The organism is Hafnia paralvei ATCC 29927 (assembly GCF_001655005.1).
Taxonomy (GTDB): Bacteria; Pseudomonadota; Gammaproteobacteria; order Enterobacterales; family Enterobacteriaceae; genus Hafnia; species Hafnia paralvei.
In genome coordinates this window covers 142,438-158,602 of the sequence record NZ_LXET01000063.1, presented here as the reverse complement: position 1 = coordinate 158,602, position 16,165 = coordinate 142,438, and the positions used below count along the sequence as shown (strand labels likewise).

15 protein-coding genes are annotated in these 16,165 nt (G+C 49.0%); all 15 read left to right on the top strand.

Annotated elements, in window-relative coordinates; translation table 11 throughout:
- Positions 1-4 precede the first annotated feature (4 nt).
- Entirely contained in the window at positions 5-538 is a 534-nt protein-coding gene (atpH, locus tag M988_RS20780; protein ID WP_064575555.1) for a F0F1 ATP synthase subunit delta, read from the top strand.
- Positions 539-550: 12 nt separating this feature from the next.
- Positions 551-2,092: a F0F1 ATP synthase subunit alpha gene (gene atpA, locus M988_RS20775; RefSeq protein ID WP_004093908.1), complete on the top strand. Its 1,542-nt coding sequence runs from the start codon at positions 551-553 to the stop codon at positions 2,090-2,092.
- Between the two features lie 59 nt (positions 2,093-2,151).
- The gene (gene atpG, locus M988_RS20770; protein WP_004093911.1) at positions 2,152-3,015 is read left to right on the top strand and encodes a F0F1 ATP synthase subunit gamma; all 864 of its coding nucleotides are present in this window, start codon (positions 2,152-2,154) and stop codon (positions 3,013-3,015) included.
- A 33-nt stretch (positions 3,016-3,048) separates the two neighbouring features.
- Positions 3,049-4,428, top strand: coding sequence for a F0F1 ATP synthase subunit beta (gene atpD, locus M988_RS20765; protein ID WP_004093912.1), 1,380 nt, complete (start codon positions 3,049-3,051; stop codon positions 4,426-4,428).
- 20 nt (positions 4,429-4,448) lie between these two features.
- Positions 4,449-4,868 carry a F0F1 ATP synthase subunit epsilon gene (locus M988_RS20760; RefSeq protein ID WP_004093913.1) on the top strand — a complete coding sequence of 140 codons (420 nt, stop codon included), beginning with the start codon at positions 4,449-4,451 and terminating at the stop codon, positions 4,866-4,868.
- A 273-nt stretch (positions 4,869-5,141) separates the two neighbouring features.
- Positions 5,142-6,509, top strand: a complete 1,368-nt coding sequence (gene glmU, locus M988_RS20755) for a bifunctional UDP-N-acetylglucosamine diphosphorylase/glucosamine-1-phosphate N-acetyltransferase GlmU (RefSeq protein ID WP_008815708.1) — start codon at positions 5,142-5,144, stop codon at positions 6,507-6,509.
- Positions 6,510-6,740: 231 nt separating this feature from the next.
- On the top strand, positions 6,741-8,573 hold the full coding sequence (gene glmS, locus M988_RS20750; RefSeq protein WP_008815709.1) for a glutamine--fructose-6-phosphate transaminase (isomerizing): 1,833 nt from the start codon (positions 6,741-6,743) through the stop codon (positions 8,571-8,573).
- A gap of 223 nt (positions 8,574-8,796) precedes the next feature.
- Positions 8,797-9,834 (top strand): phosphate ABC transporter substrate-binding protein PstS, encoded by a 1,038-nt coding sequence (gene pstS, locus M988_RS20745; protein ID WP_008815710.1) that lies wholly within the window; start codon positions 8,797-8,799, stop codon positions 9,832-9,834.
- 63 nt (positions 9,835-9,897) lie between these two features.
- The gene (gene pstC / locus M988_RS20740; protein WP_004093917.1) at positions 9,898-10,884 is read left to right on the top strand and encodes a phosphate ABC transporter permease PstC; all 987 of its coding nucleotides are present in this window, start codon (positions 9,898-9,900) and stop codon (positions 10,882-10,884) included.
- Position 10,885: 1 nt separating this feature from the next.
- Positions 10,886-11,773 (top strand): phosphate ABC transporter permease PstA, encoded by an 888-nt coding sequence (gene pstA, locus M988_RS20735; protein WP_008815711.1) that lies wholly within the window; start codon positions 10,886-10,888, stop codon positions 11,771-11,773.
- 73 nt (positions 11,774-11,846) lie between these two features.
- The gene (gene pstB, locus M988_RS20730; RefSeq protein ID WP_004093921.1) at positions 11,847-12,623 is read left to right on the top strand and encodes a phosphate ABC transporter ATP-binding protein PstB; all 777 of its coding nucleotides are present in this window, start codon (positions 11,847-11,849) and stop codon (positions 12,621-12,623) included.
- A 14-nt stretch (positions 12,624-12,637) separates the two neighbouring features.
- Positions 12,638-13,366 carry a phosphate signaling complex protein PhoU gene (gene phoU, locus M988_RS20725; protein ID WP_004093937.1) on the top strand — a complete coding sequence of 243 codons (729 nt, stop codon included), beginning with the start codon at positions 12,638-12,640 and terminating at the stop codon, positions 13,364-13,366.
- A gap of 417 nt (positions 13,367-13,783) precedes the next feature.
- Complete coding sequence (locus tag M988_RS20720; RefSeq protein WP_064575554.1) at positions 13,784-14,617, top strand: ABC transporter substrate-binding protein; 834 nt, start codon at positions 13,784-13,786, stop codon at positions 14,615-14,617.
- A 71-nt stretch (positions 14,618-14,688) separates the two neighbouring features.
- Complete coding sequence (locus M988_RS20715; protein WP_008815713.1) at positions 14,689-15,429, top strand: amino acid ABC transporter permease; 741 nt, start codon at positions 14,689-14,691, stop codon at positions 15,427-15,429.
- Between the two features lies 1 nt (position 15,430).
- Positions 15,431-16,165, top strand: coding sequence for an amino acid ABC transporter permease (locus M988_RS20710; protein ID WP_039185082.1), 735 nt, complete (start codon positions 15,431-15,433; stop codon positions 16,163-16,165).

The window sequence follows — 16,165 nt, the reverse complement described above, 5'->3', positions numbered from 1 at the left end:
GCTGATGTCTGAATTTATCACGGTAGCTCGCCCCTACGCCAAAGCAGCTTTTGACTTTGCCGTTGAGCACCAGAACGTTGAGCGTTGGCAGCAAATGCTGGCGTTCTGCGCTGAGGTGACCCGCAACGAGAACGTGGCTGAAATGCTTTCTGGGGCTTTAGCGCCAGAAACATTATCAAACTTGTTCATTGAATTGTGTGGTGATCAGCTCGACGAATCCGGCCAGAACTTTATTAAAGTGATGGCTGAGAACGGACGTTTATTAGTTCTTCCTGAAGTACTGCAGCAATTCAATACGCTGCGCGATGCCTTGGAGGCCACGGTTGACGTGGAAGTCACTTCAGCATCAACTTTAAGCGAAGAACAACTGAATAAAATCAGTGCCGCGATGGAAAAACGTCTGTCACGTAAAGTGAAGCTGAATTGCAAAATTGATAAGTCTGTCATGGCTGGCGTGGTTATTCGCGCTGGCGACCTAGTGATCGACGGCAGTATTCGCAGTCGTCTGGAACGCTTGGCAGACGTCTTGCAGTCTTAAGGGGACTGGAGCATGCAACTGAATTCCACCGAAATCAGCGAACTGATCAAGCAGCGCATTGCTCAGTTCAATGTGGTGAGCGAAGCTCACAATGAAGGTACTATTGTGTCCGTGAGCGACGGTATTATCCGTGTTCATGGGCTAGCGGATGTTATGCAGGGTGAGATGATCGCACTGCCAGGCAACCGCTACGCTATCGCACTGAACTTGGAGCGCGACTCCGTAGGTGCGGTAGTTATGGGTCCATACGCTGACTTAGCCGAAGGCATGAAAGTTAAGTGTACTGGCCGTATTCTGGAAGTTCCGGTTGGTCGTGGCCTGTTGGGTCGCGTGGTTAACACCTTGGGTGAACCTATCGATGGTAAAGGTCCCGTAGACAACGACGGCTTCTCTGCCGTTGAAGCTATTGCACCTGGCGTTATCGAACGTCAATCCGTTGATCAGCCTGTACAGACTGGTTATAAGTCCGTTGATGCCATGATTCCAATCGGTCGTGGTCAGCGTGAACTGGTGATCGGTGACCGTCAGACCGGTAAAACGGCTCTGGCTGTTGACGCCATCATTAACCAGCGTGATTCCGGCATCAAATGTATTTATGTCGCTATCGGTCAGAAAGCTTCAACTATCGCAAACGTAGTTCGTAAACTGGAAGAGCACGGCGCACTGGCAAACACCATTGTTGTTGTTGCATCTGCTTCTGAGTCTGCGGCGCTGCAATATCTGGCTCCATATGCTGGTTGTGCGATGGGTGAATACTTCCGTGACCGTGGTGAAGACGCTCTCATCATTTATGATGACCTGTCTAAACAAGCGGTTGCTTACCGTCAGATTTCCCTGCTGCTCCGTCGTCCACCAGGACGTGAAGCATTCCCAGGCGACGTCTTCTATCTCCACTCCCGTCTGCTGGAACGTGCTGCGCGTGTTAACGCCGAGTACGTAGAAGCTTACACCAAGGGTGAAGTGAAAGGCGCTACCGGTTCATTGACGGCTCTGCCGATCATTGAAACTCAGGCGGGTGACGTTTCCGCGTTCGTTCCGACCAACGTAATTTCCATTACCGACGGTCAGATCTTCCTGGAATCTAACCTGTTTAACGCCGGTATTCGTCCTGCGGTTAACCCGGGTATCTCTGTATCTCGTGTTGGTGGTGCTGCTCAGACCAAGATCATGAAAAAACTGTCCGGTGGTATTCGTACTGCTCTGGCACAGTATCGTGAACTGGCTGCGTTCTCTCAGTTCGCTTCCGATTTGGATGATGCAACCCGTAAACAGCTGAATCACGGTCAGAAAGTGACCGAGTTACTGAAGCAGAAACAGTATGCACCGATGTCGGTTGCAGAACAGTCTCTGGTTCTGTTTGCAGCTGAACGTGGTTATCTGGAAGACGTTGAACTGGCTAAGATTGGTAGCTTTGAAGCTGCCCTGATGGCTTATGTTGAACGCGAGCACGCTGACCTGATGCAACAAATCAACCAAACTGGTGCTTACAATGATGAGATCGAGGGCAAGCTGAAAGGCATCCTCGATACCTTCAAGGCAACCCAGTCCTGGTAATACCGTTACGGCCTGATGGTAAACGCTGTCAGGCCGTAAGGTCTTGAGGAGAAGCAGAGATGGCCGGCGCAAAAGAGATACGTAGTAAGATCGCAAGCGTCCAAAATACGCAAAAGATCACTAAAGCGATGGAAATGGTCGCCGCCTCCAAAATGCGTAAAACGCAGGATCGCATGGCGGCCAGCCGTCCTTATGCAGAAACCATGCGCAAAGTGATTGGTCACCTTGCTCTTGGGAATCTGGAATATAAACACCCGTACCTGGAAGAGCGCGACATTAAGCGCGTTGGGTATCTGGTGGTTTCTACCGACCGTGGTCTGTGTGGTGGCTTGAACATTAACTTGTTCAAAAAACTGCTGACGGATATGAAAAGCTGGAGCGAAAAAGGCGTTGAAGTTGATCTCGCGCTGATTGGTTCCAAAGCGGCATCTTTCTTTGGTTCTGTGGGCGGTAATATCGTTGCACAGGTAACCGGTATGGGTGATCACCCTTCCCTGTCTGAATTGATTGGGCCGGTAAAAGTGATGCTGCAGGCTTATGATGAAGGGCGTCTGGACAAATTGTATGTGGTGAGCAACAAGTTCATCAATACCATGTCTCAGGAACCTCAAATCCTTCAGTTGTTGCCTCTGCCACCGTCTGATGATGGCGAGTTGAAGAAGAAATCATGGGATTACCTGTACGAACCCGATCCTAAGGCGCTGCTGGATACCTTGCTGCGTCGTTATGTGGAATCTCAGGTTTATCAGGGCGTCGTGGAAAACCTGGCCAGTGAGCAGGCCGCTCGAATGGTTGCGATGAAAGCCGCAACAGATAACGGCGGTAGCCTGATCAAAGAGCTGCAGTTGGTATACAACAAAGCTCGTCAGGCCAGCATTACCCAAGAGCTCACCGAGATCGTCGGTGGAGCCTCCGCGGTTTAAGCTAGGTTTTACGAATTACGTAGAGGATTCAAGATGGCTACTGGAAAGATTATCCAGGTTATCGGCGCTGTGGTGGACGTCGAGTTCCCGCAAGATGCCGTGCCTAAAGTGTATAACGCACTTGAGGTGAAAGGCGGTGCCAAATTGGTACTGGAAGTTCAGCAGCAGCTAGGCGGCGGCGTTGTACGCTGTATCGCTATGGGTACTTCTGACGGTCTGCGTCGCGGACTGGACGTTGTTGACCTGGAGCACCCGATTGAAGTCCCAGTAGGTAAGGCGACCTTGGGTCGTATTATGAACGTACTGGGTGAGCCAATTGATATGAAGGGTGATATCGGCGAAGAAGATCGCTGGGCTATTCACCGTGAAGCTCCAAGCTACGAAGAACTGTCTAACTCGCAAGAACTGCTGGAAACCGGTATCAAAGTAATGGACCTGATTTGCCCGTTCGCTAAGGGCGGTAAAGTTGGTCTGTTCGGTGGTGCGGGTGTTGGTAAAACAGTAAACATGATGGAGCTGATTCGTAACATCGCAATCGAGCACTCAGGTTACTCTGTATTTGCCGGTGTGGGTGAACGTACTCGTGAGGGTAACGACTTCTACCACGAAATGACCGACTCCAACGTATTGGATAAAGTATCACTGGTTTATGGCCAGATGAACGAGCCACCAGGAAACCGTCTGCGCGTTGCGCTGACCGGCCTGACTATGGCTGAGAAGTTCCGTGACGAAGGTCGCGACGTACTGCTGTTCATCGATAACATTTACCGTTATACCTTGGCCGGTACTGAAGTATCAGCACTGCTGGGTCGTATGCCTTCAGCGGTAGGTTATCAGCCAACGCTGGCGGAAGAGATGGGCGTTCTGCAAGAACGTATCACCTCTACGAAAACCGGTTCAATCACTTCTGTTCAGGCCGTTTACGTACCTGCGGATGACTTGACTGACCCATCACCAGCAACCACCTTTGCTCACTTGGACGCAACCGTGGTACTGAGCCGTCAGATCGCTTCTCTGGGTATCTACCCAGCCGTTGACCCGCTGGATTCCACCAGCCGTCAGCTGGATCCACTGGTTGTGGGTCAGGAACACTACGACGTGGCTCGTGGCGTGCAGTCTATTCTGCAGCGCTATCAGGAATTGAAAGATATTATCGCGATTTTGGGTATGGACGAACTGTCCGAAGACGACAAACTGGTCGTTGCTCGTGCGCGTAAAATCCAACGTTTCCTGTCTCAGCCATTCTTCGTTGCTGAAGTCTTTACCGGTTCTCCGGGCAAGTTCGTCTCGCTGAAAGATACCATCCGTGGTTTCAAAGGCATTCTGGATGGTGATTACGATCATCTGCCAGAACAGGCGTTCTACATGGTTGGCACCATTGAAGAAGCAGTGGAAAAAGCCAAGAAACTGTAACGCCTTGAGAGGAGGTTGATATGGCTATGACTTACCATCTGGACGTTGTCAGCGCAGAGCAAAAAATGTTCTCTGGGCTGGTGCAAAAAATCCAGGTGACAGGTAGTGAAGGTGAGCTAGGGGTTTTCCCTGGTCACGCCCCGCTGCTTACTGCCATTAAGCCTGGCATGGTGCGTATTGTTAAACAGCACGGTGAAGAAGAGTTCATCTACCTGTCCGGCGGTATCCTTGAGGTACAACCGAGCTCGGTAACTGTGTTGGCTGATACCGCCATTCGTGGTCAAGACCTCGACGAGGCGCGAGCGATGGAATCTAAGCGTAAAGCGGAAGAACACATCAATAACTCGCACGGCGATGTTGACTATGCTCAGGCATCAGCGGAATTGTCCAAAGCGATCGCGAAACTTCGCGTTATCGAATTGACCAAGAAAGCGATGTAAGCAGACTCCAAATAGAAAAGCGGCTGAAAGGCCGCTTTTTTTTATTCTGAAAATAAGACTTTCCCCAGAGCAAAACCCGCCTAAACGTTGTGCAATTAACCTATTATTTGTCTCTGTTCGCAGACATATTTTCCCATTCTGCGTGCTGTTATTTATTATGTGTCTATTCCGCGGCCAGCGCGGCTTGCGAAAGTTTTGTGCTGAGAAATATGTAGTAATTCTGTTATCAAACAGGTTTACTTTGCCCATCAATTTGAATGAATCAGGTTGCTTATGTCTAACAGTTCTTTAAGCGTCGTCATCCTTGCTGCTGGCAAGGGGACTCGAATGTATTCCGATCTTCCTAAAGTGCTTCATCCGTTGGCTGGAAAGCCAATGGTTCAGCATGTTATCGATACGGCCCTAAAGTTGGGTGCACAGAACGTGCATCTGGTTTACGGTCACGGTGGAGATCTGCTCAAAGATAAACTGTCAGACCAGCCGCTAAATTGGGTGTTACAGGCAGAACAGTTGGGTACCGGTCATGCGATGCAGCAAGCCGCTCCACACTTCTCTGACGACGAAGATGTTTTGATGCTGTATGGCGATGTGCCTCTGATTTCTGAGGAAACACTGCAACGTTTGTTAGCCGCTAAACCGCAAGGTGGAATTGGTCTTCTTACCGTTAAGCTCGTTGATCCTACTGGCTATGGCCGCATCGTGCGTGAGAATGACAATGTTGTTGGCATTGTAGAACATAAAGATGCCACGGCTGAGCAGCACAAAATCAATGAAATCAACACCGGAATTTTGGTGGCCAGCGGACGCGATCTGAAACGTTGGTTGGGTAAACTGGATAACAATAATGCGCAGGGTGAATACTACATCACAGATATTATTGCCTTAGCGCATCAGGAAGGAAACAAAATCGAGGCTGTCCATCCCGATCGCTTAAGCGAAGTTGAGGGGGTTAATAACCGTCTACAACTGTCAGCACTTGAGCGCGAATATCAGTCCGAACAAGCTCAGAAGCTGCTATTAGCGGGGGTTATGCTGCTTGACCCTGCTCGTTTTGATCTGCGCGGTGAGCTTATCCATGGGCGTGATATTTCCATTGATACCAACGTGATTATCGAAGGTAACGTTAAGCTTGGCGATCGCGTGCGCATTGCGACGGGTTGCGTATTGAAAGACTGCGTTATTGGTGATGACTGCGAAATCAGTCCTTACACCGTCATCGAAAATGCCACGCTGGCCGCTGAATGTACCGTTGGACCCTTTGCTCGTCTGCGCCCAGGCGCTGATTTGGCTGAAAAAGCGCATGTTGGTAACTTCGTAGAAATGAAAAAAGCACGCTTGGGCAAAGGCTCAAAAGCAGGGCACCTTTCCTATCTGGGCGATGCTGAAATCGGCGATAACGTGAATATCGGTGCAGGCACCATTACCTGTAATTACGATGGCGCAAATAAGTTTAAGACTATCATTGGTGACGATGTGTTCGTTGGATCTGATACTCAGTTGGTGGCTCCTGTCACTATCGGTAACGGTGTCACCATTGCTGCGGGTACCACAGTGACTAAAGACGTAGCGGAAAAAGAGCTGGTCTTAAGCCGTGTGAAGCAAACACATATCCAAGGCTGGAAGCGTCCAGTAAAGAAATAATCGCCAAATAAGATAGGTTATCCCCGTTAGACACGGTTGATGATTACCTCAGTAATCTGTTTTGCACTGTGCCTTGAACACTCAGGGCACAGAACAAAACCAGCAGTAAAAAATAATATCCCCAAAGGGGAATCGCTCCAATCTCTACAGGCTCGGGGCACAAAATCAGATCGTACGGACATCGACAGAACAGCAAACGAAATGCTGTTCTTGTTATAGGAATCAAACACTATGTGTGGAATTGTTGGCGCAGTTGCGCAGCGTGATATTGCAGAAATCCTGTTAGAAGGTCTGCGCCGTTTAGAATACCGGGGTTACGACTCAGCGGGTTTGGCGGTGGTGGATAATCAAGGGCATATGCAACGTATCCGCCGTGTCGGAAAGGTTCAGGCATTAAGTGATGCCGTCGTTGATAGCCCAATGACCGGCGGCACCGGCATTGCGCATACTCGTTGGGCAACTCATGGTGAACCAACGGAACAAAATGCTCACCCGCATGTTTCTGAGCATATTGCCGTGGTACATAACGGTATTATCGAAAACTACGAATCACTGCGTACCCTATTGATTGAGCGTGGCTATCACTTCACCTCTGAAACTGACACCGAAGTTATTGCTCATCTGACGCACTGGGAACAACAGCAGTCAGGTGGTTCGTTGTTAGAAGTGGTTCAGCGCGTGATCCCTCAACTGCGCGGTGCATATGGCACTGTGGTAATGGATGGTCGTCATCCCGATGTTCTTGTAACTGCACGTTCCGGTAGCCCTCTGGTCATCGGCTGCGGTATGGGCGAAAACTTTATTGCTTCCGATCAGTTGGCTTTGCTGCCAGTGACTCGCCGCTTTATCTTCCTCGAAGAGGGTGATATTGCTGAAGTGACTCGCCGTACGGTGAAAATTTTCGATAAAGACGGTAATGCTGTCGAGAGAGCCGAAATTGAATCCAACGTACAATATGACGCGGGTGATAAAGGCGCATATCGCCACTACATGCAAAAAGAGATTTATGAACAGCCTCTAGCAATTAAAAATACGTTGGAAGGCCGTTTTAGCCATGGCAAAGTTGATCTGAGTGAACTGGGCGAAAAAGCAGACACGCTGTTGGCCCAAGTAGAGCACATCCAGATTATCGCATGTGGTACTTCATACCATTCAGGAATGGTCGCGCGTTACTGGTTTGAATCTTTGGCCGGTGTGCCTTGTGACGTTGAGATAGCTTCTGAATTCCGCTATCGCAAATCTGCGGTACGTAAAAATAGCCTCATTATTACGCTGTCCCAATCGGGAGAAACCGCGGATACACTGGCGGCGTTGCGCTTATCGAAAGAAATTGGTTATTTAGGCTCTTTGGCTATCTGCAACGTGGCGAGCTCATCTCTGGTTCGTGAGTCAGATTTAGCACTCATGACCAAAGCGGGTACTGAAATTGGTGTTGCTTCTACCAAAGCCTTCACCACTCAGCTAACCGTACTGTTGATGCTGGTGGCGCGTATTGGTCGTTTGCACACGATGCCTGAAAAGGTTGAACAGGATATCGTTCATGCGCTGCAAGCACTGCCTGCACGTATTGAGCAGATGCTGTCGATGGATCAAGGCATTGAAGATCTCGCCGAAGATTTTATGGACAAGCAACACGCGCTGTTCTTGGGGCGTGGCGATCAATATCCCATCGCTATGGAAGGGGCTCTGAAGCTAAAAGAGATCTCTTACATTCACGCGGAAGCTTATGCTGCGGGTGAGTTGAAGCATGGGCCGTTAGCGTTAATTGATGCTGATATGCCAGTGGTAGTGATTGCACCGAACAACGAGCTGTTGGAAAAATTAAAATCCAACATTGAAGAGGTTCGTGCTCGCGGTGGCTTACTGTATGTCTTTGCTGATAAAGATGCCGGTTTCACCGATAGTGAAGGTATGCGAATCATTTCATTACCGCATGTGGAAGAGGTGATAGCGCCAATCTTCTATACCGTGCCGCTACAGTTGCTTTCCTACCATGTTGCGCTGATTAAAGGGACTGACGTCGATCAGCCTCGAAATTTGGCGAAGTCTGTGACCGTAGAGTAACCATTCCACAAGCCCCGTACGCGGGGCTTTTTCTTTCGCGTTCAGATACAAATATTTCACCTGTCACAAAACTGTCATATTCCATACATTTTAGTGTCATCAAACTGCCTTATTTTCCCTCCTGCACCATACTTAAACTTGATTGTTCACACAGTAGCTGATGAATAACACTCCCTGTGGAGGGAATATGAAGCCGATGCGTTCCTTGGTTGTAACTAAAAAGATGGTTACCAATAAGACTGTTGCTGCCATTGTTGCTGCAACCTGCTCTCTGACTACGATGTCTGCATTTGCCGCTACCAGCTTGACCGGTGCCGGTGCCACCTTCCCTGCACCTGTTTATGCCAAGTGGGCTGATACCTACCAGAAAGAAACTGGTAATAAAGTTAACTATCAAGGTATTGGTTCTTCCGGCGGTGTTAAGCAAATCATTGCTAAAACCGTTGATTTTGGTGCTTCCGATGCGCCCCTGACCGATGACAAATTAGCCGCAGATGGCCTATTCCAATTCCCTACCGTGATCGGTGGTGTAGTTCTGGCAGTGAATATTCCTGGTTTGAAATCAGGTGAACTGACTCTGGATGGTAAGACGCTGGGCGATATCTATCTGGGTAACATCAAAAAGTGGAATGACCCAGCTATCACGAAATTAAATCCGGGGCTGAAACTGCCTGATACCAATATTGCCGTCGTTCGCCGTGCAGATGGTTCAGGTACTTCTTACGTATTCACCAACTATCTGGCAAAAGTAAATCCAGATTGGAAATCTAAAGTTGGCGCGGGTTCTACGGTTAACTGGCCAACAGGGTTAGGCGGTAAGGGTAACGACGGCGTGGCCGCGTTCATTCAGCGTCTGCCTGGTTCTATTGGTTATGTGGAATATGCCTACGTTAAGCAAAGCAAACTGGCTTACACCAAGTTGATCTCGGCTGATGGCGACGCAGTACTGCCAACTGAAGAGAGCTTTAGCAATGCGGCTAAAGGTGCTGACTGGAGTAAATCCTTTGCTCAAGACCTAACCAACCAGAAAGGTGCTAATGCATGGCCGATCAGCTCAACAACGTTCATTCTGGTGCACAAAGAGCAACAGAAGCCAGAGCAGGGCGAAGCAGTACTGAAGTTCTTTGATTGGGCATACAAAAACGGTGGCAAAGAAGCCAGCGCTCTCGACTACGCTCCGCTGCCGAGCTCCGTTGTTGAGCAGATCCGTGCTGCTTGGAAAACCAATGTAAAAGACAGTTCTGGTAAAGCATTGTACTAATGTTTCATCCGCTTCCAGTGCTGATGTTCTGGAAGCGGAACTCTAGTTTAAGAAGAGAATCGCATGGCTGATCATCCGTTATCTAAGCCTTCGTTGCCCAAGAAAGAATCAAAAATAAAACCACCGAGCAAGAACGGTGACGTTATCTTTGGTGCTCTAGTTAAACTAGCTGCACTGATTACCCTATTGCTGCTGGGCGGCATCATTGTTTCGCTGTTTATCGCGTCGCTGCCGAGTATTCAGAAGTTTGGTTTTTCCTTCCTGTGGTCCAAAGAGTGGGACGCTCCGGCCGAACAATTTGGCGCGCTGGTTCCGATTTACGGCACTATCGTCACCTCGATTATTGCTCTAGTGATTGCGGTTCCTGTGAGTTTTGGTATCGCCCTGTTTCTGACGGAGTTGGCTCCTAATTGGTTGCGCCGTCCTTTAGGCGTGGCGATTGAGCTGTTGGCAGCCATTCCGAGTATTGTATATGGCATGTGGGGGCTGTTCGTATTTGCACCTCTGTTTGCCGAATATTTCCAAACGCCAGTAGGCGATGTTTTGTCGGGTATTCCCATTGTCGGTGAGCTGTTTGCTGGCCCTGCGTTTGGTATCGGTATTCTGGCTGCGGGTGTGATCCTCGCCATTATGATCATTCCTTATATCGCTGCGGTCATGCGTGATGTGTTTGAGCAGACACCGGTGATGATGAAAGAGTCTGCTTATGGTATCGGCTGTACGACATGGGAAGTGATGAGTCGCATAGTGCTTCCGTTCACCAAAAATGGAGTGATTGGCGGCATCATGCTAGGGCTCGGTCGTGCGCTGGGTGAAACCATGGCGGTAACTTTTGTGATCGGTAATACCTACCAGTTAGACAGTGCTTCATTGTTCATGCCTGGGAACAGTATTACTTCGGCGCTGGCAAACGAATTTGCTGAGGCTGAATCTGGCTTGCATACCGCTGCGCTTATGGAGTTGGGGCTGATTCTGTTTGTCATTACGTTCATCGTGCTGGCGCTGTCTAAACTGATGATTTTACGTCTTGATAAGAATGAGGGACGTTAATATGGCGACGATTGATATGCATGACGCACAGTCTCTGGCTAATTCACGCCGCAAAATGCAGGCATGGCGTCGCCAGAAAAACCGCATCGCGCTGTTTTTATCGATGGCAACCATGGTGTTTGGCTTATTCTGGTTGGTGTGGATCCTCTTCTCAACCATAACCAAAGGCGTAGATGGTATGTCCATTGCGCTCTTCACCGAAATGACGCCGCCACCCAATAGCGAAGGCGGTGGTTTGGCTAATGCTATCGCGGGATCCGGTTTGCTGATCCTATGGGCAACGGTGATTGGTACTCCGCTGGGGATTATGGCGGGTATCTATCTGGCTGAGTATGGACGCAAAGGCTGGCTGGCTAACTTTATTCGTTTTATTAACGACATCTTGCTGTCTGCACCTTCTATCGTGGTTGGGTTGTTCGTCTACACCATTGTGGTTGCCAAAATGCAGCATTTCTCCGGCTGGGCCGGTGTGATTGCGTTAGCTCTATTGCAGATCCCCATAGTGATCCGTACCACTGAGAACATGCTTAAACTGGTGCCGGATAGCCTGCGTGAAGCGGCTTATGCGCTAGGGACACCTAAGTGGAAGATGATTTCAGCGATTACGCTGAAAGCATCAGTCTCCGGTATTATCACGGGAGTACTGCTGGCGATTGCACGTATTGCCGGTGAGACGGCGCCGCTGTTGTTTACATCGCTCTCCAACCAGTTCTGGAGTACCGATATGTCACAGCCAATTGCGAACCTCCCGGTCACCATATTTAAGTTTGCCATGAGTCCGTTTGCCGAATGGCAACAGCTGGCTTGGGCCGGGGTATTACTGATAACCCTCTGTGTTCTTTTACTGAATATTTTGGCGCGCGTCGTTTTTGCTCAGAAGAAGCGCTAAGCAACAGCACTAATCATTGCAGGCGTGGCTGTTCCAAAGGGAAATGCGGCGCCGTGAAAAAGAGAGATAAGAGATGAGTATTGTTACAGACACGACCAACAGCAAAATTCAGGTTCGCGATCTTAACTTCTACTACGGTAAATTCCACGCGCTGAAAAATATCTCGCTGGATATCGAAAAGAACAAGGTAACCGCGTTTATCGGTCCATCAGGCTGCGGTAAGTCAACTTTGCTGCGTACCTTTAACAAAATGTTCCAGCTGTATCCAGAGCAACGCGCAGAAGGCGAAATCTTGCTGGATGGGCAAAATATTTTGACCGATAACTCGGATATTGCGCTGCTACGTGCCAAAGTCGGTATGGTGTTTCAGAAGCCCACTCCGTTCCCGATGTCTATCTACGACAACATTGCCTTTGGTGTGCGTTTGTTTGAAAAGCTGTCTCGCGCTGAAATGGATGAGCGAGTGCAGTGGGCGCTGACGAAAGCGGCATTGTGGAATGAGTCAAAAGATAAACTGCACCAGAGCGGCTATAGCCTGTCCGGTGGGCAGCAACAGCGTCTCTGTATTGCGCGTGGTATTGCCATTCGGCCAGAAGTTCTGCTGCTCGATGAACCCTGCTCGGCGCTGGATCCAATCTCCACCAGCAAAATTGAAGAACTGATCACTGAGTTGAAAGAAGACTACACCGTGGTGATCGTGACGCATAACATGCAGCAGGCAGCACGCTGTTCGGATCATACCGCTTTTATGTATCTGGGCGAGCTGGTGGAGTTTAGTGATACTGACACCCTATTTACCGCTCCGGCGCAAAAGCAGACCGAAGATTATATTACTGGCCGCTACGGCTGATTACGGGACTTATCATGGATAATTTAAACTTAAATAAACATATCTCCGGTCAGTTTAACGCCGAGCTCGAGCACATCCGCACTCAGGTTATGACGATGGGGGGGATGGTTGAACAGCAGCTTTCAGACGCGATTACGGCGATGCATAACCAAGATGGTGAGCTAGCTAAGCGCGTTATTGAAGGTGATAAAAAAGTTAACATGATGGAAGTGGCGATCGACGAAGCCTGTGTGAAGATCATCGCGAAGCGCCAGCCCACAGCCAGTGATTTGCGCTTGGTGATGGCTATCATCAAAACTATCTCTGAGCTGGAGCGAATCGGTGACGTTGCGGATAAAATCTGTCGTACCGCGTTGGAGAAATTTTCCCACCAGCATCAACCGTTGTTGGTAAGCCTTGAGTCATTAGGGCGGCACACCGTACAAATGCTTCATGATGTGCTGGATGCCTTTGCGCGCATGGATTTGGACGAAGCCGTTCGTATCTATCGTGAAGATAAAAAGGTCGATCAGGAATATGAAGGCATTGTGCGCCAGTTGATGACGTACATGATGGAAGATACGCGCACCATCCCAAGCGTGCTGACCGCACTGTTCTGCGCCCGTTCGATTGAGCGTATTGGTGACCGTTGCCAGAATATCTGTGAGTTCATTTTTTACTTCGTTAAAGGGCAGGATTTCCGTCACCTAGGTGGTGATGAATTGGATCAGCTGTTGGCGAAGGATGGAAATAAGCCGAGTTGATGTAAGGGGTAGTGTACCAATCGTACATATAAACCCTGTATATGGTTTCGTTTGTCAGTCTATGCCGATTGTGGTGGCAGGTTACGTCCACTTTTAAGCAGTGTTTTTCATATTTAATGACCGAGTCCGTGTCGGGGGGCTCAATCGCCGCCCTCCGACGCCTCGACTTGGCATCACCTCTACTGCCTGCTGCGCGGGTGACCTTATTTCATCATTCCGGTATTAATAGAACGACAATCGCCATCCTGACTCCTCCGTTCTTTCTTGATACCGCTCATCTTCTTACAACAAATTCATCTATCTATATCCTCTAATAGTATTTCCAGTTCTATGTTGATTGGGCGTAATTTAACCCTGTCGCTAAAAAATAAAGCTGCAAAAACATACTTCTGGGCAAAATATTTTAGGAGCTTCTTCATGAAACAACGCGTTCTCGTACTTTCCCTGCTGGCCAGCCTCCCCGCTGTTTCTGGTTTTGCTCATGCTGATAAACTCGATGATATTCAAAAAGCAGGTGTGGTTCGTGTCGCGGTGTTTGATAGCAATCCACCGTTTGGCTATGTTGACCCGCAAACCAAGAAGCTGGTGGGCTATGACGTCGATGTTGCCGATGCTATCGGGAAAGCCTTAGGGGTGAAAGTTGAACTACGCGCGACTAATCCTGCCAACCGAATTCCATTGTTAGCGTCCAAGAAAGTCGACTTGATTGCTGCAAACTTTACTATCACGCCGGAACGTGCCAAAGAAGTGAATTTCAGCGTGCCTTATTTCCGTACTGGGCAGAAGTTTATTGCTCGCAAAGGTGTGCTGAAACAGCCTGATGATATCGCTAAGCTGCGCATTGGCGCAGATAAAGGCACTGTGCAGGAAATTACACTGCGCGATAAATATCCTACGGCAAAAGTGATTTCATACGACGATACCCCGTTGGCTTTTGCTGCCCTGCGTAACGGTAACGTGCAAGCAATTACTCAAGATGACGCTAAGTTAGTTGGGCTGCTGGCAAATGTTCCCGATGCGGCTAAAGCTGATTTTGAAATATCACCATTTAGCATAACCAAAGAATATCAAGGTATTGGCTTGCCGAAGGGCGAAGATCGCCTGACGGATAAAGTGAATACTGCACTGGAAAATTTGGAAAAAGAGGGGCAAGCCGAGAAGATTTACGATCGCTGGTTTGGACCAGAAACTAAATCTGCTCAGCCGCGTGGCGATTTTAAAATCGGCCCAGTAGAAACCAGTAAATCATAATTAAAGAATAAGTGCGGCTGCGCTGCTGTGTCTAGGCGTGGTCGCATTTCTATTTTTGGTTGGTGAGTATTATGAACGGGCAATCTTTCTACGATTTTATTCTCGCGCCGCAATATCTACACTGGCTATGGTCAGGTTTTCTCATCACGTTGGTTATTTCAGCCTGTACTATTGTGCTGTCTACAATTTTAGGACTGATTTTAGCGGCGCTGCGAGATAGCTCATCCCGCTGGCTTAGTTTGCCTGTCATCGCCTACAGTTCTGTTTTTCGTAATACCCCTCTGCTTGTCCAGCTTTTTTTCTGGTACTTCGGTGCAGGTCAACTCCTACCTTCCGTTGTGATGCAGTGGCTGAATACGCCTCATGAGTGGATGTTTGATGGATGGACGATCGCGTGGCCATCGTTTGAGTTTTTGGCCGGTTTAGTTGGCCTGACGCTGTATTCCGCAGCGTTTATTTCTGAAGAGATCCGCGCTGGAATTCGCGGTGTGGCAAGTGGACAAAAACAGGCGTCTCAGGCTTTAGGGCTTAGCCTTTGGCAAAGTATGCGATATGTGGTGCTGCCACAGGCGGTGAAAATTGCTCTACCGCCCCTGTTAGGGCAATACATGAACATTATCAAAAACTCATCCCTTACGATGGCCATTGGTGTGGCTGAGCTTTCATATGCTTCAAGACAGGTTGAAACCGAAACGCTAAAAACGTTTCAGGCCTTTGGTGTCGCTACGTTGTTATACGTGCTGATTATTGCTCTGATGGAAGGTTGGGGAATGTGGTATCAGCAACGTCGTCGGATGCAGGAGCGTTATTAAAATGGATTTCACCATTATTCATGACAACCTCAGCTATTTGCTATGGGGACAATTTCCCGATGGCCCTTTAGGGGGGGCTGCATTAACGCTGTTGATGAGCCTTATTGCTGGTCTAGCTTCTGCGATATTAGGCACTTTGCTTGGGGTGGCCTTAGCGATGTCGCGTGGTTGGCTAGGTGCGGTATTGGCTACTGTGCTGGGCTTTTTCCGCGCAATCCCAGTCATCATGTTGATATTCTGGACTTATTTTTTGCTGCCAATCGTATTTGGTGTCGATATTCCTGAAATTACTACCGTTGTCTGTGCGCTGGCGTTGATTGCTTCTTCGTATTTGGCTCATGCGGTAGCGGCGGGTATCCATGCTGTAGGGCGTGGACAGTGGCAGGCTGGCCTTTCTCTGGGGCTCAATCGCTGGCAGGTTTTAGGTAATGTCGTGTTACCTCAGGCGCTGAGAATGATGGTGCCGTCGTTTATTAATCAGTGGATTTCACTAATTAAAGATACTTCTCTGGCCTATATTGTTGGCGTGAGTGAGCTGACATTTTTGGCGACGCAGGTAAACAACCGCAGCATGGTATACCCAATGGAAGTCTTTATGTTTGTGGCTGGCGTTTACTTTGTGATGTGTCTGGCTTTGGATCTCGCCGCTAATCACTTGAGCCGGCGTTTTACGTCACAAAATGTGGTGGTAAAACGCCGCTGGTGGCAGTTAAAACCCGCGCTGCCTGCAAGTTAA

Bases quoted from the DNA above. Each gene is read 5' to 3' on its own strand.
- pstA (WP_008815711.1), top strand. From the start codon at position 10,886: ATGGCGACGATTGATATGCATGACGCACAGTCTCTGGCTAATTCACGC.
- glmS (WP_008815709.1), top strand. From the start codon at position 6,741: ATGTGTGGAATTGTTGGCGCAGTTGCGCAGCGTGATATTGCAGAAATC.
- atpD (WP_004093912.1), top strand. From the start codon at position 3,049: ATGGCTACTGGAAAGATTATCCAGGTTATCGGCGCTGTGGTGGACGTC.
- atpH (WP_064575555.1), top strand. From the start codon at position 5: ATGTCTGAATTTATCACGGTAGCTCGCCCCTACGCCAAAGCAGCTTTT.
- atpG (WP_004093911.1), top strand. From the start codon at position 2,152: ATGGCCGGCGCAAAAGAGATACGTAGTAAGATCGCAAGCGTCCAAAAT.
- pstS (WP_008815710.1), top strand. From the start codon at position 8,797: ATGGTTACCAATAAGACTGTTGCTGCCATTGTTGCTGCAACCTGCTCT.
- M988_RS20760 (WP_004093913.1), top strand. From the start codon at position 4,449: ATGGCTATGACTTACCATCTGGACGTTGTCAGCGCAGAGCAAAAAATG.
- glmU (WP_008815708.1), top strand. From the start codon at position 5,142: ATGTCTAACAGTTCTTTAAGCGTCGTCATCCTTGCTGCTGGCAAGGGG.
- pstB (WP_004093921.1), top strand. From the start codon at position 11,847: ATGAGTATTGTTACAGACACGACCAACAGCAAAATTCAGGTTCGCGAT.
- pstC (WP_004093917.1), top strand. From the start codon at position 9,898: ATGGCTGATCATCCGTTATCTAAGCCTTCGTTGCCCAAGAAAGAATCA.
- M988_RS20720 (WP_064575554.1), top strand. From the start codon at position 13,784: ATGAAACAACGCGTTCTCGTACTTTCCCTGCTGGCCAGCCTCCCCGCT.
- atpA (WP_004093908.1), top strand. From the start codon at position 551: ATGCAACTGAATTCCACCGAAATCAGCGAACTGATCAAGCAGCGCATT.
- M988_RS20715 (WP_008815713.1), top strand. From the start codon at position 14,689: ATGAACGGGCAATCTTTCTACGATTTTATTCTCGCGCCGCAATATCTA.
- M988_RS20710 (WP_039185082.1), top strand. From the start codon at position 15,431: ATGGATTTCACCATTATTCATGACAACCTCAGCTATTTGCTATGGGGA.
- phoU (WP_004093937.1), top strand. From the start codon at position 12,638: ATGGATAATTTAAACTTAAATAAACATATCTCCGGTCAGTTTAACGCC.